This window comes from Stappia sp. BW2, from assembly GCF_008107695.1.
Classification (GTDB): domain Bacteria; phylum Pseudomonadota; class Alphaproteobacteria; order Rhizobiales; family Stappiaceae; genus Roseibium.
In genome coordinates, this window is record NZ_VIRG01000052.1 from 84,106 (window position 1) to 100,869 (window position 16,764).

Below are 16,764 nucleotides of genomic sequence, written 5' to 3' on the forward strand. Positions count from 1 at the left end.
ATCGTGTCCTCAGGATCTCTGAAGAAAAGGCGTCATCCTGCCAGCTTGACGGACTGGTTGTCCGGCAGGCTGACCACGGGATTGCTTGTGAGATAGGCTTCGATGACTTCGGCGATGGGTGGGCCTTCGGTGCCTTCGTTGACCGAAGCCCAGCCGGCAACGACATATTCCCTGGCCGGGTCGATGGGCTCGCCGGTGGCAAGCAGGGTCATACCCGAAATGCGCTCGCCGATGTCCTTGTTGGGGTCGATGGTGTAGCCCATGCCCCCCACGCGGACCATGTCACCGCCCTGCTGGTAGTAGGGGTCCTTGTTGAAGAGGTTGTCGCCGACGTCTTCCAGAATGTCCTTCAGCATCTGACCCGTCATCGGCGAGCGGTAGGCCGCCGGATAGGTCATGGCGCAGGCGTTGTGGACGTCCTCGAAGGTGATGTCCTGGCCCGGCAGAACCGATGTCCCCCAGCGGAAGCCGGGCGACAGGGCAATTTCGGCGTCGCGTTCGCTCAGGAGTGCCTGGCAGATCAGATCGTCGAAGGTGCCGTTGAAGTTGCCGCGTCGGTAGAGAAGGCTCTCGGTCTTGCCGAGAACGCGGGCGAGATCCGCTTCGTAGGGTGCGCGGACCTCATCGATCAGCGCTGCCATATCCGCATCCGGCGTGATCACGTCGGAGAAGATCGGGATCAGGCGGTAGGCATAGCCCGCCAGTTTGCCGTCCTGAACATCGAGATCGACCCGGGACACGAATTTACCGTTTGAGCCGGAGGCGATCACCAGCGTGTCGTTGACGATCACCGGCTCGGGCAGGGCATCATGGGTATGTCCTGTCAGAATGACGTCGATGCCGTCGACACGCGACGCCAGCTTGCGGTCGACGTCAAAGCCGTTGTGCGACAGAAGCACAACGATCTCAGCGCCTTCGTCGCGTGCCTCGGCCACATGTTTGGCAATGTCTTCTTCACGGATGCCGAAAGACCAGCCGGGGATCATCCAGCGCGGATTGGCAATGGGCGTATAGGGGAAGGCCTGGCCGATGACGGCAACCTTTGAGCCGCCGCGCTCGAACATCTTCCAGGCTTCGAAGGCCGGTTCGTCCCATTCGTTGTCGTAGATGTTGGAGCCGAGGAAGGCGAAGGGCAGGCTGTCGATGACTTCCTGGACGCGGTCGGTGCCATAGGTGAATTCCCAGTGGCCGGTCATTGCGTCCGGTTCCAGCGAATTCATGATCGTGATCATGTCTTCGCCCTCGGTCACATTCGACGTGTAGCTGCCCTGCCAGGTGTCGCCGCCATCCAGAAGAAGAACGTTATCAGCGCCGCGCTCGGCACGAATGCGTTTGATGACCGTCGCGACCCGGTCCATGCCCCCCATCTTGCCGTAGGTTCTGGCCAGCGCGACAAAGTCTTCAGACGTGAGCGCATAGGCATCCGGAGACCCGGCTTCGATGTTGTAAAGCTTCAGGAAATCCGCGCCGGTCACATGGGGTGGTTTGCCTTTGACAGCGCCGATGCCCAGGTTGATGGACGGCTCGCGGAAGTAGATCGGCTTCAGCTGGGCGTGGATGTCGGTGATGTGCACCAGCGTGAGCGTGCCCTTGGCCTCCATTCCCAGGAGCTGGTCCTCTGTCAGGGCTTGCTGCGCCATCAGCCGCGACCAAGAACCCGCCATGCCCGATCCGAGCAAGGCGCTTGTCGCGGTTGCTGCCATCAGGAACTCACGTCTTGAGAACATTCTCAGTTTCTCCAAACCAACGGCCACTGACGGACCGGTTGCACAGTTTTCCCGTTGGTGCGCGGCAATGCCGTGCACCCCGGTTATCCCACGTGGGGGACGGTGATCTTTTCAGCCTGCACTTTCAGCCTGTTGCCACAACAGAGAAGAAACCGGCGCGGCGACTGTGACCGCGCCGGAGGGGAACGGTCAGCCTATTGGCGAACCGCCGGGGTTTCGATGTCGAGCCCGGTCCCGCGCCAGGTCACATAGACCTCCAGAGCCATCAGATCGTCGGAGAAGGCTGGCGGGAAGGCTGCCCGGGTATCGCGAATACAGCCGCGGAAGCGGTTGTGCAGGGACACCATCGCGCTCTGCTTCAGACGGTAGGTCGGGAAGCCGTTGACGTTGCCCTGGCTGAGGTGATCGGCCCGGATGTAGTTGCCGTTGTAGTTTTCGTGGCAGGTGGCGCAGGCCAGGTTCAACTGACCCGTACGGGTGTAGTAGAGTTCCTTGCCTTTTTCCCACCAGTCCTGCATCTCGCCCTCGCTCAGGTCGACGTGCATCGGCATGCCGAGCGACTGGTGCTTGATGTAGGTCGTCAGAGCCTTCTGATCGTCGGCGTCGAACTTGTAGGGCTCTGCCTGCATGTTCTGTTCGCGGCACTGGTTGATCTGCAGCTCGATGTTGAACGGCTTGCCGGCCTCCTCATTCCACTTGGGATAGCTGGCACCAAGGCCCTTGAGGAAGGTTTCGGCATCCTCGTGACAGGACGCACAGGATTTTCCTGCAGCGCCATCCACCGTGTTCCAGATTTCCTCACCGCGCTCGACATAGAGCATGCCCGGGTTCTGGAAGCTGTCGGCTTCAAGGTCACGGGTCTCGGGCGTGCGGTAATGCCAACCGGAGATCAGTTCATCGAAAGGGTGTCCTTCCGGTGCCGGAACCCGGGTGTTGATTTCCAGTTCACCGTCGATAACGAGTTTATCGTCAACCGGCCCCCCGGCCAGGCTAGCGCTTGTGCCGACCATCATTGCTGCGAACATGGTGGCTATGCGTTTCGTTCTATTGGCCAAATCGTCTCCTCCCGATTTCAGCGACCCCAGGAACAGCCCGTCGTCAAACGATGGCAGATGGGATGTTCCGACACTCCCGAAGAAATCTGCTTCCAGCTGCGCAACCGGTTCCGGTGGCACAGCCGCAGATTCTGGGCCGCTGCCTATTCAACAGTGATCTTTTTCTCGGTTTCGTAGACGCTGCCGTCGTCATCGACCCAGGTGAATTTGAATGTGCCGGGCTCGTTCACCTTGGCACTGAACTCCATGTAGGGGTTTGCCGAGACTGCCGGGTCCATGTCGCAGGAGAAGACCACCTGTCCGTTGAACTCGCAGGTGAACTTGTTGATGATCTGGCGCGGAATGAGGTTGCCCTGCTTGTCCTTGCGCTGACCGGATTCCATCGGGTGGCTGATAAGCGTCTTGATGGTGATGACTTCGCCCGCAGCTGCCTTCTTGGGCACTTTCACGCGCGGTTTCGGTTCTGCCATGACTTTATTCCTTCGTGTCCCTGATCTGCTTGCCGGGCGGCAGTTCGGCTGAACGCCGGTGCCGGTCCTGCGGGCAAGCCGCTTGCACTGTTGCGGATCAGCCGCCGCAGCCGCCGATTGTGACTTTCACTTCCTTGCTGTCGATGAAGGAGGACCCGTCGTTCATCTTGGCGACTGCAATGACATTCTGCGTCTTGGCCAGCCGGATGCGCGTCTTGGCTTCGGCAGCTCCGCTCATGGCGGTGAAGTGGAATGTCGCGACAGCGGGGTTCGGGTTGCCGTCTGCAAGGATCAGGACGGATTCAACATAGTTGTCTGCCGTCATGGGGCTGTCGACGGATACGCCGACCGGCACCGTGTTGCCGTTTTCGGCGATTTCCGGCGTATCGAGCGACACCGTGCCCTTCTTGGGCTCAGCTCCGCCGGTAAAGGCCTTGATTGCTTCTTCGGTCTGGTCGGTGGCGGCGAAGGAAACCCGCGACCCGGCAGCCACGAATGCGGCGGCTCCGATCGTGAGGCCAAACACCTGGCGTCTTGTAAAGCTCATCTCTTGCTCCTTGAAACCCGAGATCAATTCTCTTTCAGCGTCAGGAGATAGGCGACGACGTCCTCTACCTCTTGCGCTGACAGGATGGTTTTGCCGGCGAATTTTTCGTCGACGTTGATGCCCACCTTCAGGGTGTAGAAACCGGGCATGATGGTCTGCTCGCCAAAGACGTCCTTGCTGTTGACCACGATGGCGCGCAGTTGCGCCTCGCTCCAGCGGTCGGCAGCGCCGTCCAGGACGGGGCCAACTTCGCCGTGGAACAGCTGCGCGCTGAGATCGGCATTGGCATGACAGGCCAGGCAATTGCCCTTTTTGCGGTCGGCGAAGGCTTCGCGCCCGGCCAGCGGGTCTCCCGGAACACCCGTCAGGGACTGGGACATTTCCATATCCTCGATGGGAACGCTGTCCGGAGCAACCGTCCCGGCGGCCGCTGCCGAAGCGGCCAGAATGGCCAGACCGGCAAAGGCCGCCGGCAGGCTGAATTGTGTCGCGCCCTTGAACATTGTGTCGGCTTTCCTCCTCAGTGCGGAACGGCCGGCTGTGGTGCCGTTTGCGTTCCTTCGGCAGGTCCGATTCCCCAGCCTGCCTGTCCTCCTCATATTAAAAGATATGATTTTTTGCATATGTTATGCAATAGGCCTTTTGCCATATGAGGCATAAACCTGAATTCTCCTTGCCTGTCATTCCGCGTCGAGACGGCCTTCTGCGCGCAACTCATTGATTTTACGGGCATGATACTTCTGGAAATGCTCATCGCCCTCGTAGCCTTTTTCCCGGACCCAGCGGAACATGTCCAGGAATGTCCATTTGCCGAAGGCGCCGGGCATGGTTGCGACTGCCACTTCCGAAACGGTTCCTTCGCTTGGAACGTCCTCTGGCAGGAACACGATGGTCGGTGTGAAAACATAGCCCCACTTGCGGGCGGCGGTCTTTTCGGTCAGCTCTTCGCCGTCCAGATCGATCACCTCCTCATCGCCGAACATGTTGTACTGAACGACCATGAAGTTCTCTTTGATGTAATCGGTCACCTCCGGATCGGAGAGGATCTTCTCGTGCATCTGGCGGCAATAGATGCAGCCGCGTTGTTCAAAGATGATCGCCAGACGCTTGCCTTCTCCGGCGGCGGTTTCAATGTCCTCGCCAATGTCGCGAAAAGTCACGGTGAACCACGGCTGCTTGTGAAGGCCATCGTCGCCGAGCGTTGCGGCGAGCGCCGTCGTGGTCAGGGCCGCCAAGAGTTCGACTGCCAGAATCATATGTTTCCAGATACGCATGTCATTGTCCTCCCTGGACCGGATATCGGCCGGTCAGCCGATTTGCGTGAAAATCGGGAACGTTTCGAGCAACCAGAAGGCGATGGCCGACATCTGCCCGGTGATGAACAGCAGGCCGGTGAGCACCAGAAGGCCACCCATGATCTTTTCCACCGTGCCCATGTGTTTGCGAAAACGGCCGGCCACCTTCAGGAAGCGACTGGCAAAAGCCGCTGCCAGGATGAATGGCAGACCGATGCCGAGTGCATAGACCGCAAGCAGGCCGGCACCGTTCCATATGGTGTCCGACGACCCGGCCACGAACAGGATTGCGGCCAGAACCGGGCCGACGCAGGGTGTCCAGCCGAAGGCAAATGCCAGACCCATGACAAAGGCCCCCACAAGGCCCGCGGGCTTGCGTTCCACATGGATGCGCGCTTCGCGAAACAGGAGGCCGATGCGAAAGACACCGAGAAAATGCAGGCCCATGACGATGATGATCGCGCCGGCCACATACGACAGGATGTCGTAGTAACGGGCAATCGACTGGCCGATGACGCTGGCCGTCGCGCCAAGGGCGACAAAGACCAGCGAGAAGCCGAGCACGAAAGCGATGGCGGCCAGAATCACCCGGCGCCCCGTTTCCGCGGTTGCCGTTTCGCCCTTCAGTTCATCGACGCTGACACCGGCCAGATAACACAGATAGGGCGGCACAATCGGCAAGACACAGGGTGAAATGAACGAGAGCAGACCTGCCAGAAAGGCAGCGCCCAGAGAAACATCGAGCATTCATTTCCTCCCAGTGAAACTCGATCTTTGGTTGCTTTAAAATATTCAAAAGTTCCTATATATTGCAATGGAAGAAATGTGGAGATTGCAAAATGTCCGTCGCGACTCGTGCGATGATCCTTGCCGGAGCGCTGATTTCCGGCCTGTTTCAGGCCTTTCCGGCATGGAGTGCCGAACTGGTGATGCTGGAACAACCTGGGTGTGTATGGTGCAAACGCTGGAATGAGGAAATCGGCATTGCCTATCCGAAAACGGCGGAAGGCCGGCAGGCCCCGTTGCGCCGTGTCGACATTACCGACACCTGGCCGCAGGATCTTTCCGGCATCGCAAAGGAGCGCATGACGCCAACCTTCATTTTGCTGGCCGATGGCGTTGAGATCGACCGGCTGCGCGGCTACCCGGGAGAAAACTTCTTCTGGCCCATGCTGGACGATATGCTGGGAAAGCTTCCGGATGCGACGAAGTGAGGTTGTTGATCCGCTGCTGAAGTTAAGGCATGAATTGGTAATGTGAATTGTGCGCTGCAATGGCGGTTGCTTGAAGAGGGTGTGGGTTCCGGATGATACTGCCGGCCATGGACAAGAACCTGGATGCGAAGGACCTCGACCTGCTGATGGAGCAGGCGCGGAAGGCGAGCGATCTGCTCAAGGCCCTTTCGCACGAGGTACGGCTCGTGATCCTGTGTTTGCTGTCGGAGGGCGAAAAGTCGGTTTCCGAGCTTGAGGAAATCCTGACCATGCCTCAGGCAGCGGTATCCCAGCAGCTTGCCCGGCTCCGGCTGGAAGGTCTGGTGCAGTCGCGGCGCGACGGGCGCATGATTTACTACAGCCTGATGAATGACGAAGTGAGTTCGATCATCTCGAGCCTCTACGACCTGTTCTGCAAGGACGTGCGCGCGCCGGAGAAATAGGCACAGGCAGTGTGCCTGCACGCGTGCGTTGCAGCAAGGTCTCCGATTGCTGCGATTTTAGCAGCCTGCTACGGTTTATGAAAATCGCCGACAGAGCGATGACTGGAAACGCGGCCGGGTAATCCGGCGGAGGGTAGGACGCGCATGGTCAATCTCGATCCGGTGATGCTGACACCGATTCTCGGCGTGCTTGCGGGGTGCGTATTGGGGTTCGTTGCCCGGTCGAACCATTTCTGCACCCTGTCTGCGCTGGAGCGGCATTGGTATGCAGGCGACAGCAGCGCGCTCAGAACCTGGGTGCTTGCGTCCGTATCGGCCCTCGTTGGCACGCAGTTGCTTGTTGCCTTCGGTTTGGCCGACACAGCTGCCTCCTTCTATCTGTCACCTGAATTTGGCTGGACCGGCGCCATCGTGGGCGGGTTCATGTTCGGCATCGGCATGGCACTTGTCGGCACCTGCGGCTTTGGCGCCGTATTGCGTCTGGGCGGCGGCAGCCTGCGGGCGCTGGTGGTGCTGACGGTGATCGGCCTGTCGGCACTCGCTGCCCAACGCGGCATTGTCGGCATGCTGCGGGTGCCGCTGGTCGATGATCTCGCCGTTTCCTTCGGCGCAAGCGGCAGCCAGTCCATGGGCGATATTGTTTCCAACCTGTTCGGCATGAGGCTGCAGGGCGTGGTCGCCATCGTGATCGCGCTTGCGGGGCTGGTCTGGATCTTCAAGTCGGCATCCTATCGCCGTCAATGGAGCAAGATCGGAACCGGTGTCGCGATTGGCAGTGTGATTGCCTTCGGCTGGTGGGCGACGACCTTCCTTGCCGGGCGTTCCTTCGATCCCATTCAGATCGAAGCCGGGTCTTTCGTGGTGCCAGTGGGTGACACCATCATGCAGCTGATCACCTACACGGGAACCCTGCCGGATTATGGCGTCGGCCTGATTGTCGGGACGCTTTTCGGTGCCGTGATAGCAGCCCTTTGGAAGCGGGATATCCGCTGGGAAGCGTGCGACGATGCCCGCGAACTTGGCCGGCATCTTCTGGGTGGCACGCTGATGGGCGTTGGCGGTGTATTCGCCATGGGCTGCACGGTGGGGCAGGGCATCACCGGCTTTTCCGCGCTGGCGGTCTCGGCGCCGATCGTGATGGTGTCGATGGCGCTCGGTGCGCGGGTCGGGCTTGCCTGGCTTGTGGAAGGCAACGTTCTCGCCGCCTTCCAGCGCAATCAGGGCAGTGTGCATCACTCAGCGGCAGAATGACTCCCCGCCGCCTTTCATGTAGGCGTGGGCGCTTACGCCGCAACGAACCTGTAGGCATCGCCTGATCGTTCCACGTGCCCCCCGGCGGGGTGCGGGAAGTGGTAGCCGATGACGCGGGTCTGATCCTGCGCCAGCCGGTCGAGCAGCACCTTGCGCGTGGCAACGCCCATGTCGCGATCCTGATCGGAGCCGGAAGCCCAGCCGGGTTTTTCGAACGAAATAATTGTATTGGAAATCGCGTCGCCCACCACCAGCATGCTCTCGGAACCGCCGTGCAGCATGTAGGACATGTGCCCCGGGGTGTGCCCCGCCGTGTCGACGGCCTCAACGCCCGGCAGCACTTCCTGACCCGGCTTGATCATGTTCACCCGATCCTCGATCACGTCGAAACGAGATTGCGCCCCGACCACGAAGCTCTTGCGCTCATCTGGCGTCTTGGCCAGCGTATCGTCGGCGCGCCAATAGTCCCATTCGGCCTGCGGCATCCAGATCTGGGCGTCCGGGTAAAGCGGGTCATCGAAATCGTCCAGAATACCCCACAGGTGATCGGGGTGGGCATGGGTGAAGATGACATCGGTGATGTCCGACGGGTCGATGCCGGCTTCCGCCAGATGGTCCGGCAAGTCACCAGCTGTTGGCTGGAAGTTGGCCCCTGAACCGACATCGAACAGCACTGTGCGGTCGCCGGTCCGGAGCAATGTGATGTTGCAGTCCGGTGTCAGCGCGTCTGTGGCCAGGCCACGGGGTTTCAGCAGCGCCGCGATCTCCGCTTCGTCTTGTTCGGGCAGGATGAAGCTCATCGGCAGGGTCAGGTGGCCGTCGGAAAAGACCGTAATGTCGAGTGGGCCCAGGGTCATGTTCGCGGTGGCAAAGGCAGGTGTTATCCGTCCAGCCAGTCCCGTGGCCGCAAGCGCGAGGCCTCCGGCCAGAACGTTGCGTCTCGTCAGATCTTTCCGAAATTGTCCGGACATGGCATCCTCCACACATTCAAACTTTTGAATTTATCTATGTTTCATTGAGAGAGGTCAATGCCTGCCGCTAGGAAACGGCACAAAGCTGGCGGAACGTGAGGACGCAATTTGGCCGGGAGAGGCTCATGGATCTGACATTTCTTCTGGATGAATTTTCCGAGCCCTGGCTGCTGGCCATCGGTGGTCTCGTTGTCGGGATCCTGTTTGGCGCCTTTGCCCAGCAGAGCCGCTTCTGCCTGCGCGCCGCCAGTCTGGAGTTCTCACGCGGGGCGCCAAAGGACCGGCTGCCGGTCTGGCTGTTGACCTTTTCCGCTGCTGTTCTGTGCACGCAGCTTCTGGTCCATCTGGGCGAGATACAGGCCAATGAAGCGCGGCAGCTTGCGTCGCCGCAGAGCCTCTCCGGAGCGCTTCTTGGCGGGCTGATGTTCGGCACCGGCATGGTGCTGGCGCGCGGGTGTGCCAGCCGCTTGCTGGTGCTTTCTGCCACGGGCAACCTGCGAGCGCTCCTGTCCGGTTTGGTCTTTGCCGTTGTTGCCCAGGCCAGCCTGCGCGGCCTGTTGAAGCCGTTGCGCGAATGGTTCGCGGGCCTTTGGACGACTGGGGACATCGGCGGCAATGACCTGACCGAGATGTTGGGCCTGAGCACATCCGTGACCTTTGGTTTCACCGCCCTGTGGCTGGCAGCTGGGCTTGTCTTTGCCTGGCGCTCGCGGGTGAAGCTCTGGCAACTTGTGGCGGCGGCGGGCGCGGGGCTGGCAATCCCGCTGGCCTGGTGGTTCACCTCGGCCATGGCGCGGCAGGCGTTCGATCCCGTGCAGGTGGAAGGGGTGACCTTCACCGGTCCTTCCGCCGACGCCCTGATGCTGGTTCTGTCACCGCCGGGCGATCTGCTCGACTTCGATGTCGGCCTGGTGCCGGGCGTTTTTCTCGGCTCGTTCCTGGCGGCTCTCCTGACGCGGGAACTGGCCCTTCAGGGCTTTGAGGGTGGCAAGTCGATGGCGCGTTATCTCACCGGAGCAACGCTCATGGGCTTCGGCGGCATGCTGGCCGGTGGCTGTGCCGTCGGGGCGGGGATCACCGGGGCTTCCATCTTCGCGCTGACGGCATGGATCACGCTGACCGCGATCTGGCTGTCCGCCGGCGTCGCCGACCGCCTGCTGACCAGCTATGATGCGCGTGACCAAGTGGCTGGGGTGGCGTCTGCTGTGGAACCGGTGAAAGTGGCCTCGTAACGGCAGGCAAGTAAGCAATCGCTGAACCGCGCCGAACCCTGTTGTCATCGACCCGCCGTTTTTGAACGCGCTCGCATGCCCCAGGACGAGGTTCGCGGGCACCCCCAAGTAGCGGCTAGGCCGGTGCGGCTCGGGCGGCCGTCAGACCCGCGATCACGCCGCGCAATTCGGCGAGGCCGCGCATTCGCCCGATCAGGGGATAGCCTGGATGCGCCCCGCGTTCGGCATCGGTCAGAAGCTCGTGACCATGATCGGGCCGGAAGACGATTTCGGCATCTACCCGGCCTTCGTGCCGGCGTCTGGCTTCTTCGCCCAGCAGCACACCGAGCAATGCGGGCATGTCGGTGTCGCCGCCAAGGTGGGCGGCCTCCTCGAACGAGCCGTCCGGGTCTTTTGCGACATTGCGCAGATGGGCGAAGTGGATCTTGCCGGCAAAACGTTGCGCAATTGCGGGCACATCGTTTTTCGGGTTGGCACCAAGGGAGCCGGAGCAGAGCGTAAGGCCGTTGGAAGGGCTGTCCACCGCCGACAGGATCCAGTCGATGTCGTTGGCATCCGAGACGATACGCGGCAGGCCGAGAAGATCCCGGGGCGGGTCGTCCGGGTGGACGGCCAGCTTCAGGCCAAGCTCTTCCGCGGTGGGAACGACTTCCTGAAGAAAACGCTTGTGGTTCTGCCTGAGTGCGGCGCGGTCGAGCCCCTGATAGGGGAGGAGTGCCTCGCGCAGGCCATTGGCGTCGTATCGGTCGTAAGCGCCGGGAAGGCCAGCCATGATGGCGGTTGTCAACCGGTCGAGATCCGGCTGGGTCGCGCTGTCGAACCAGCGTTTCGCTTTGGTCAGGAGCTCCGGACAATAGTCTTCTTCCGCTCCGGGCCGCTTGACCATATAGAGCTCGAAGGCCGCCATCCTGGCGGCGGAAAACCGCAGGCAGGTGCCTCCGCGCGCAACCGGGGCGGTCAGGTCCGTTCGTGTCCAGTCGAGCAGTGGCATGAAGTTGTAGCAGATGACCTTGATGCCTTCGGCAGCCAGGTTGGCCATGGACTGCCGATAGTTGGCGAAGAGCTCGGACAGATCGCCTTCACCACGCTTGATGGCCTCGTGAACCGGCAGGCTTTCCACCACCGTCCAGTCGAAGCCAGCCGCGTGAAGCTGTGCGCAGGTGTTTGCGATGGTCTCGCGCGGCCAGATCTGTCCGTAGGGGATTTCGTGCAGCGCCGTGACGATGCTGACAGCACCGGTCTGGGCGATTTCGCGAAGCGAGATGCGGTCATAGCCGCCATACCAGCGCCAGCCTTCGATCATGACAGAGCCCCGATTGTGTTGCGGACGCCGTCGGCCTTCAAGGCGGCGTAGGCGGAGGTGATGGACGGCCGCAGGGCTGCGGCCAGTTTGGCGTCGAAGATCTCAGTGACACCCAGGAGTGCGTCCACCTTGCCGGCGTCGCCATCGCCATCGCGGACAAGCGATTTCAGGCGATCGCTCAGCGGATCGCGCACGTCAATCGGCTTGCCGCCAAGATCGGTGCCGCCGACATAGATCATCCAGGCAGCAATGGCGAGGCAAAGCCCCGGGCAGCTTCGCCCGCTTGCAAGGTTGTCATGCACGGTTCCCAGAATGCGCTGCGGCAGTTTCTGGCTGCCGTCCATGGCAATCTGCCAGGTGCGGTGCCGGATGCCGGGATTGGCGTAGCGGGCGAACAGCGCATCCGCATAATCTTCCAGGTCCGTTCCCGGGGGCGCTTCGAGGGACGGAATGATCTCGCGGCGCCACAAGCCTTTGACGAAACGGGCGAACAACGGATCGGCGACGGTTTCGGCAATCGTCTCGTGCCCGGCGAGATAGCCGAGATAGGCAAGCGCGGAATGGGTGCCGTTGAGCATGCGCAGCTTCATGTGCTCGAAGACCGTGACGCTGTCGACAAGTTCGACGCCAACCGCTCCCAGATCCGGTCTGGCGTCCGTGCCGTAGGCCGGAACGAAGTCATCTTCCACCACCCATTGCCGGAACGGTTCGTGCATCACCGGCGCTGCATCGTAGCGGCCTGTCTTCCGGGCGAGGGCTTCGACATCTTCCGGTTTCGTGGCCGGCACGATCCGGTCGACCATGGTCGCCGGGAAACGGCCCTCGGCTTCAATCCAGGTGGCCAGATCCGGATCGAGCCTTTCGGCAAGGTCCAGCACGATGCGGCGGACAAGCCGGCCGTTGTCCGGAAGGTTGTCGCAGGTAAGAACTGTGAAGGGCGGAACGCCGGCCGCTTTCCGCCTCGCGAGTGCCCGGACAAGATATCCCGGCGCGGAGACGGGCTGCGCGGCCTTGAGATCATGTGCGATGTCTGGATGGGTGGCATTGAGCCTGCCGGTTGCCGGGTCGTGGCAATAGCCCTTTTCCGTCACGGTCAGGGTTACGATCCGGATGGCGGGGTCAGCCATCGCGGCCAGGACAGCTTCCGGGTTCTCCCGTGCCACCAGCACATCACGGATGATCTCCACCTGGCGCAGGGTTTCGTCCTCCGGGCCGAGTTCCTGCGCGGTGTAGACAAAGTCCTGCGGAGCCAGCTGGTCATGCATGCGCGGGCTTTGCAGGCTGACGCCTATAATGCCCCAATTGTCCCCTCCGGCACTGCCTGATGCCTTCATGGCTTCTTCGATGTAGATGGCTCCAAAGGCCCGGAAAAAGGCGCCGAGACCGAGGTGAACGATGCCGGCTTTCGCCATTGGTGTCGTTCTGGAAAGACGTGGGAGATCAGCGTGCAAGCCAGCCTCCATCAACGTTCAGAACGGTGCCGTGAATGTATTTGGCAGCCGGTGAGGCGAGAAAGACTGCTGCCTCGCCGATGTCGCTGGCTTCGCCCCAGCGGCCGGCCGGAATGCGTTCCAGGATCTGGCGGCTGCGCTCGGGATCGTTGCGTAGCGCTTCGGTATTGTTGGTGGCGATATAGCCGGGGGCAATCGCGTTGACGTTGATGCCCTTTGCAGCCCATTCGTTTGCAAGCAGCCTTGTGAGGCCGGCGACACCATGTTTGGCGGCAGTGTAGGACGCCACCTTGATGCCGCCCTGGAATGACAGCAGCGAGGCGATGTTGACGACCGCGCCCGTGCGGCCAGCGTTCAACACCGCGTTGCCGAAGGCCTGACAGGAGAAGAACACCGCCTTCAGGTTCACGTCCATGACGTCGTCCCAGTCGGCCTCGCTGAAGCTGACCGCGTTCTCGCGGCGGATGATGCCTGCGTTATTGACCAGGATGTCGATCTGTTCCGCTTCGAACAACGGCGTTGCGGCCATCGGGTCGGACAGGTCGAGCGGCACGTGGCGGCCCTTTGCGATCCGGGCCAGGGTTTCGTCACAGTCGCGACGGGCGGCGCACAGAACTTCGGCGCCCGCATTGCTCATGGCTATGGCGATGGCCTGACCGATGCCGGTGTTGGCACCCGTTACCAGCGCGCGTTTGCCCTCAAGAGAAAAGGGGGTCATCTGAGGTCTCCCATTGCAACCATGTCCATGTCTGTGAAGTCGACATTGTCGCCGGCCATGGCCCAGCAGAAGGTGTAGGCACCTGTGCCGGCGCCGCAATGGATGGACCACGGCGGGGAGACCACTGCGTCCTCGTTGGCCATCACGAGGTGCCGGGTCTCGTCCGGCTTGCCCATGAAGTGGAACACACGCTGGTCCGGACCAAGTTCGAAATAGAGGTAGGCTTCCATGCGGCGGTCATGGACATGGGCCGGCATGGTGTTCCAGACCGAACCAGGCGCAAACTGGGTGTAGCCCATCAGCAACTGGCAGCTTTCGGCGACTTCCGGATGCAGAAACTGCAGGATGACGCGTTCATTGGAAGTTTCCGCCGAGCCGAGTTCCACCCGGCGGGCGTCCTGGACAGTGATCAGCCGGTTGGGGCACGTGCGGTGCGCGGGGGCGGACAGGATGTAGAAACGGCCCGACCCGGAAAAGGTGACGGGTCCCGCGCCCATGCCGATGTAAAGCACATCGCCCTTGCCGACCTCGTAGGTTTCGCCCCCCGCCTTCACGGTGCCCGCTTCGCCAATATTGAGAATGCCGAGCTCGCGGCGGTCAAGAAGGGACGGGGTGCCGGCTTCCTTGACCTCGTCCAGCACAAGTTCGCCGGAACCTGGCACGGCGCCGCCCAGGATCAGCCGGTCATAGTGGGTGTAGATCAGGTTGATCCTGCCATCCTCAAAAAGGCCCGAGGCGTGGAAGTGTTTGCGCAGACCTGCGGTGTCGAGGGTCTTGGCGGTGTCCGGGTCGATGGCGTAGCGGGTTTCAACGGTCAGCATGGCAAAATCCTTGGAGAAGGCTGTCTTTAAAGAAAGTCGTCGCGGCGGGGCGTGAAGGTGTCGATCAGCCGTCCCGGTTCCAGGCAGAGGCACCCGTGCAACGCATTGGAGGGGATGACGAAACTGTCGCCGGAGCTGACGTCGAAGGCTTCGCCGTCAATCGTGAAACGGAATCGACCGCTTTCGACATAGGTCGACTGGACGTGCGGATGGTTGTGCAGCTTGCCTTCCGCGCCCTCTTCAAGAAAACGGAAGGCGACGACCATCAGATCCGGACTGTCGGACAGGACCTGCCGGCGGACACCTGGATCGGCGGTCACTTCGGGAAAGGATTTCACGAACATTGAATGGGCCTCAATGGAACAGGGATGGCAGCCACAGCGACAGGGACGGGATGTAGGTCACCAGGAGCAATGTGAAGACAGCGGCACCATAGAAGGGCCAGATCGTCCTGATCGCATCCCAGACCGATATCCGGCCGACGGCGCAGCCGACAAAGAGCACGGTGCCCACCGGCGGCGTGCACAGGCCGATGCCGAGGTTGAGCACCAGGATGACGCCGAAATGAACCGGGTCGACGCCGAAGGCAGTGGCGACCGGCAGGAAGATGGGCGTCGTGATGACGATGAGTGGCGACATGTCCATGAAGGTGCCGAGGAACAGCAGAACGATGTTGATCATCAAGAGGATGATCAGCGGGTTCTCGGAGATCCCCTTCATGAACGCCACCAGTTGAGCGGGGATATGCAGGAAGGCCAGCAGCCAGCCGAAGGAGGCCGCGCAGCCGATGACGAGCAGCACCATGGCGGTGGTGCGCACGGCGGCCTTGGTGGCGGCGACGAATTCCGGCCAGTGCATTGTGCGGTAGGCAAGCGTGGTCACCAGTAGGGCATAGACGGCAGCGATGCAGGAGCTTTCCGACGCGGTGAAGACGCCCGAGCGCACGCCGCCGAAGATGATGCCGATCAGGAGAAGTCCCGGAATGGCGTTGATGAACAGGGCGCCGAGGGCTGACCAGCCGGGAAAGCGTTCCGTCGGATAGCCGGCGCGGCGTGCGACGAACCAGGCGGTGACCATCAGCGACACGGCGAGCATCAGGCCGGGCAGGATACCCGCGGTGAAGAGATCGGCGATGGAAAGACGCCCGCCGGCGGAGATCGAATAGATGATCATGTTGTGCGAGGGCGGCAACATCAGCGCGATGATCGAGGAGACGACGGTAACGTTGACGCCGTATTCCACCGAATAGCCCTTTTCCTTCATTTGCGGGATCATCAGGCCGCCGATGGCGGTCGCATCCGCAGCGGCGGAGCCGGAGATGCCGCCGAAGAGCACGGAGGCGGCGATGTTCACCTGGCCGAGGCCGCCGCGCATATGCCCGACAACCGCCCCGGCAAGCGCCACCAGCCTTCGGGCGATGTCGCCGCGCACCATCAGTTCGCCGGCAAAGATGAAGAAGGGGATCGCCATCAGCGCGAAGACGGAGACGCCGGAGTTGAGGCGCTGGAAGACGACGACGGGCGGCAGGTCCATGTAGAGCACTGTGGCCAGCGAGGCCGCGCCCAGGCAGAAGGCGACCGGGGTGCCGATCAGCAGCAGTATCGTGAATGTGCCGAAGAGGATAAAGGGTTCCATATCATGCAGCCTCTTCGATAGGGTCTTCGCCGAAGCGTGCGGTCGGCAGACCGGCCGCGCGGCGCATCAGGCGTTCGATGGAAAAGAGAAAGACCAGGCAGCCGCCACCGACCAGTGGCAGGAAGTCGACCGCGCCGGAAACCCCGAGTGACGGCAGTTTCACATCCCAGGCTGAGAGCGCCAGTTCCGCGCCGTACCAGGCCATGCCTGCGCCAAAGGCGGCGACCACGGCATCGGAGATGCTGTAAAGCACCAGCTTGGCCCCCTGCGGCAGGAAGTAGAGCAGGACGTCGAAACTGAGGTGATAGCCTTCACGGATGCCGACTGCAGCCCCCAGGAAGATGAACCAGCCCATCAGGATGACGGACGCCGGTTCCGACCAGACGAGGCTGTCGTTCATCACGTAGCGCATGAACACCTGGGCGGTGATGAAAACTGTCATGAGAATGAGGCCGCCTCCGGCAAGCCAGAGAGCTGCCGTGGAGACAAGGCGCAACATCTGCGCGGCGAACTTGAGATGAGGCTGCACGTCGAGATCCTGAAGCGGGGAGCCGGGGCAAGGCGGATCCTGAAAAACGGCCCGCAGCCGACCGGACCGTTCCGCGGTCGATGAACCGCGAAACAGCACTTC

General features: G+C 61.7%; 19 protein-coding genes. 4 read left to right on the forward strand and 15 right to left on the reverse strand.

Annotation, left to right across the window (positions count from 1 at the left end):
• Window positions 1–32: 32 nt before the first annotated feature.
• The 7 genes from soxB to FMN63_RS04080 form a co-directional block, all read right to left on the reverse strand.
• Entirely contained in the window at window positions 33–1,727 is a 1,695-nt protein-coding gene (gene soxB / locus FMN63_RS04050) for a thiosulfohydrolase SoxB (protein WP_148582669.1), read from the reverse strand.
• A gap of 194 nt (window positions 1,728–1,921) precedes the next feature.
• A complete protein-coding gene (gene soxA / locus FMN63_RS04055; RefSeq protein ID WP_148582728.1) occupies window positions 1,922–2,752 on the reverse strand; it encodes a sulfur oxidation c-type cytochrome SoxA in 831 nt (276 codons plus the stop codon).
• A gap of 173 nt (window positions 2,753–2,925) precedes the next feature.
• The gene (gene soxZ / locus FMN63_RS04060; RefSeq protein ID WP_148582670.1) at window positions 2,926–3,252 is read right to left on the reverse strand and encodes a thiosulfate oxidation carrier complex protein SoxZ; all 327 of its coding nucleotides are present in this window, start codon (window positions 3,250–3,252) and stop codon (window positions 2,926–2,928) included.
• Window positions 3,253–3,349: 97 nt separating this feature from the next.
• Entirely contained in the window at window positions 3,350–3,799 is a 450-nt protein-coding gene (soxY, locus tag FMN63_RS04065; protein WP_148582671.1) for a thiosulfate oxidation carrier protein SoxY, read from the reverse strand.
• 23 nt (window positions 3,800–3,822) lie between these two features.
• Entirely contained in the window at window positions 3,823–4,302 is a 480-nt protein-coding gene (soxX, locus tag FMN63_RS04070; protein WP_148582672.1) for a sulfur oxidation c-type cytochrome SoxX, read from the reverse strand.
• A gap of 177 nt (window positions 4,303–4,479) precedes the next feature.
• Window positions 4,480–5,073 carry a SoxW family protein gene (locus FMN63_RS04075; protein ID WP_148582673.1) on the reverse strand — a complete coding sequence of 198 codons (594 nt, stop codon included), beginning with the start codon at window positions 5,071–5,073 and terminating at the stop codon, window positions 4,480–4,482.
• Window positions 5,074–5,106: 33 nt separating this feature from the next.
• Window positions 5,107–5,841 (reverse strand): cytochrome c biogenesis CcdA family protein, encoded by a 735-nt coding sequence (locus FMN63_RS04080; protein WP_148582674.1) that lies wholly within the window; start codon window positions 5,839–5,841, stop codon window positions 5,107–5,109.
• A gap of 92 nt (window positions 5,842–5,933) precedes the next feature.
• On the opposite strand from FMN63_RS04080, the gene FMN63_RS04085 reads away from it, so the two are divergent.
• The 3 genes from FMN63_RS04085 to FMN63_RS04095 all read left to right on the forward strand — a co-directional run bounded on the left by FMN63_RS04085 (window position 5,934) and on the right by FMN63_RS04095 (window position 8,002).
• On the forward strand, window positions 5,934–6,308 hold the full coding sequence (locus tag FMN63_RS04085) for a thioredoxin domain-containing protein (protein WP_148582675.1): 375 nt from the start codon (window positions 5,934–5,936) through the stop codon (window positions 6,306–6,308).
• A gap of 92 nt (window positions 6,309–6,400) precedes the next feature.
• Window positions 6,401–6,751 (forward strand): ArsR/SmtB family transcription factor, encoded by a 351-nt coding sequence (locus tag FMN63_RS04090; RefSeq protein ID WP_148582676.1) that lies wholly within the window; start codon window positions 6,401–6,403, stop codon window positions 6,749–6,751.
• A 144-nt stretch (window positions 6,752–6,895) separates the two neighbouring features.
• Entirely contained in the window at window positions 6,896–8,002 is a 1,107-nt protein-coding gene (locus tag FMN63_RS04095) for a YeeE/YedE family protein (protein ID WP_148582677.1), read from the forward strand.
• 32 nt (window positions 8,003–8,034) lie between these two features.
• Here FMN63_RS04095 and FMN63_RS04100 read toward each other — a convergent pair whose 3' ends face one another.
• Window positions 8,035–8,973, reverse strand: a complete 939-nt coding sequence (locus FMN63_RS04100) for an MBL fold metallo-hydrolase (protein ID WP_148582678.1) — start codon at window positions 8,971–8,973, stop codon at window positions 8,035–8,037.
• Between the two features lie 125 nt (window positions 8,974–9,098).
• Between FMN63_RS04100 and FMN63_RS04105 the strand changes: the two genes are divergently transcribed.
• Window positions 9,099–10,205 (forward strand): YeeE/YedE family protein, encoded by a 1,107-nt coding sequence (locus FMN63_RS04105; RefSeq protein ID WP_148582679.1) that lies wholly within the window; start codon window positions 9,099–9,101, stop codon window positions 10,203–10,205.
• Between the two features lie 115 nt (window positions 10,206–10,320).
• Here FMN63_RS04105 and uxuA read toward each other — a convergent pair whose 3' ends face one another.
• Genes uxuA through FMN63_RS04140 form a run of 7 tightly spaced genes read right to left on the reverse strand, consistent with a single transcriptional unit; the run spans window position 10,321 to window position 16,632 of the window.
• Complete coding sequence (gene uxuA, locus FMN63_RS04110) at window positions 10,321–11,508, reverse strand: mannonate dehydratase (protein WP_148582680.1); 1,188 nt, start codon at window positions 11,506–11,508, stop codon at window positions 10,321–10,323.
• Window positions 11,505–12,959: a mannitol dehydrogenase family protein gene (locus tag FMN63_RS04115; RefSeq protein ID WP_286192540.1), complete on the reverse strand. Its 1,455-nt coding sequence runs from the start codon at window positions 12,957–12,959 to the stop codon at window positions 11,505–11,507. Before FMN63_RS04115 ends, uxuA begins: the two co-directional genes overlap by 4 nt.
• Window positions 12,949–13,677, reverse strand: coding sequence for a 2-dehydro-3-deoxy-D-gluconate 5-dehydrogenase KduD (gene kduD / locus FMN63_RS04120; protein WP_148582682.1), 729 nt, complete (start codon window positions 13,675–13,677; stop codon window positions 12,949–12,951). The genes FMN63_RS04115 and kduD overlap by 11 nt, the downstream gene beginning before the upstream one ends.
• Window positions 13,674–14,498: a 5-dehydro-4-deoxy-D-glucuronate isomerase gene (kduI, locus tag FMN63_RS04125; protein WP_148582683.1), complete on the reverse strand. Its 825-nt coding sequence runs from the start codon at window positions 14,496–14,498 to the stop codon at window positions 13,674–13,676. The genes kduD and kduI overlap by 4 nt, the downstream gene beginning before the upstream one ends.
• 26 nt (window positions 14,499–14,524) lie before the next feature.
• Window positions 14,525–14,842: a cupin domain-containing protein gene (locus FMN63_RS04130; RefSeq protein WP_148582684.1), complete on the reverse strand. Its 318-nt coding sequence runs from the start codon at window positions 14,840–14,842 to the stop codon at window positions 14,525–14,527.
• 10 nt (window positions 14,843–14,852) lie between these two features.
• Window positions 14,853–16,133, reverse strand: coding sequence for a TRAP transporter large permease (locus tag FMN63_RS04135; RefSeq protein WP_148582685.1), 1,281 nt, complete (start codon window positions 16,131–16,133; stop codon window positions 14,853–14,855).
• Between the two features lies 1 nt (window position 16,134).
• Window positions 16,135–16,632 (reverse strand): TRAP transporter small permease, encoded by a 498-nt coding sequence (locus tag FMN63_RS04140; RefSeq protein WP_162529983.1) that lies wholly within the window; start codon window positions 16,630–16,632, stop codon window positions 16,135–16,137.
• Window positions 16,633–16,764: the final 132 nt, after the last annotated feature.

Coding starts and splice junctions, on each gene's coding strand:
- FMN63_RS04085 (WP_148582675.1), top strand. CDS start 5,934: ATGTCCGTCGCGACTCGTGCGATGATCCTTGCCGGAGCGCTGATTTCC.
- FMN63_RS04080 (WP_148582674.1), bottom strand. CDS start 5,841: ATGCTCGATGTTTCTCTGGGCGCTGCCTTTCTGGCAGGTCTGCTCTCG.
- kduD (WP_148582682.1), bottom strand. CDS start 13,677: ATGACCCCCTTTTCTCTTGAGGGCAAACGCGCGCTGGTAACGGGTGCC.
- soxZ (WP_148582670.1), bottom strand. CDS start 3,252: ATGGCAGAACCGAAACCGCGCGTGAAAGTGCCCAAGAAGGCAGCTGCG.
- kduI (WP_148582683.1), bottom strand. CDS start 14,498: ATGCTGACCGTTGAAACCCGCTACGCCATCGACCCGGACACCGCCAAG.
- FMN63_RS04095 (WP_148582677.1), top strand. CDS start 6,896: ATGGTCAATCTCGATCCGGTGATGCTGACACCGATTCTCGGCGTGCTT.
- FMN63_RS04105 (WP_148582679.1), top strand. CDS start 9,099: ATGGATCTGACATTTCTTCTGGATGAATTTTCCGAGCCCTGGCTGCTG.
- FMN63_RS04075 (WP_148582673.1), bottom strand. CDS start 5,073: ATGCGTATCTGGAAACATATGATTCTGGCAGTCGAACTCTTGGCGGCC.
- soxA (WP_148582728.1), bottom strand. CDS start 2,752: ATGTTCGCAGCAATGATGGTCGGCACAAGCGCTAGCCTGGCCGGGGGG.
- soxY (WP_148582671.1), bottom strand. CDS start 3,799: ATGAGCTTTACAAGACGCCAGGTGTTTGGCCTCACGATCGGAGCCGCC.
- uxuA (WP_148582680.1), bottom strand. CDS start 11,508: ATGATCGAAGGCTGGCGCTGGTATGGCGGCTATGACCGCATCTCGCTT.
- FMN63_RS04135 (WP_148582685.1), bottom strand. CDS start 16,133: ATGGAACCCTTTATCCTCTTCGGCACATTCACGATACTGCTGCTGATC.
- soxB (WP_148582669.1), bottom strand. CDS start 1,727: ATGTTCTCAAGACGTGAGTTCCTGATGGCAGCAACCGCGACAAGCGCC.
- FMN63_RS04090 (WP_148582676.1), top strand. CDS start 6,401: ATGATACTGCCGGCCATGGACAAGAACCTGGATGCGAAGGACCTCGAC.
- FMN63_RS04100 (WP_148582678.1), bottom strand. CDS start 8,973: ATGTCCGGACAATTTCGGAAAGATCTGACGAGACGCAACGTTCTGGCC.
- soxX (WP_148582672.1), bottom strand. CDS start 4,302: ATGTTCAAGGGCGCGACACAATTCAGCCTGCCGGCGGCCTTTGCCGGT.
- FMN63_RS04130 (WP_148582684.1), bottom strand. CDS start 14,842: ATGTTCGTGAAATCCTTTCCCGAAGTGACCGCCGATCCAGGTGTCCGC.
- FMN63_RS04140 (WP_162529983.1), bottom strand. CDS start 16,632: ATGTTGCGCCTTGTCTCCACGGCAGCTCTCTGGCTTGCCGGAGGCGGC.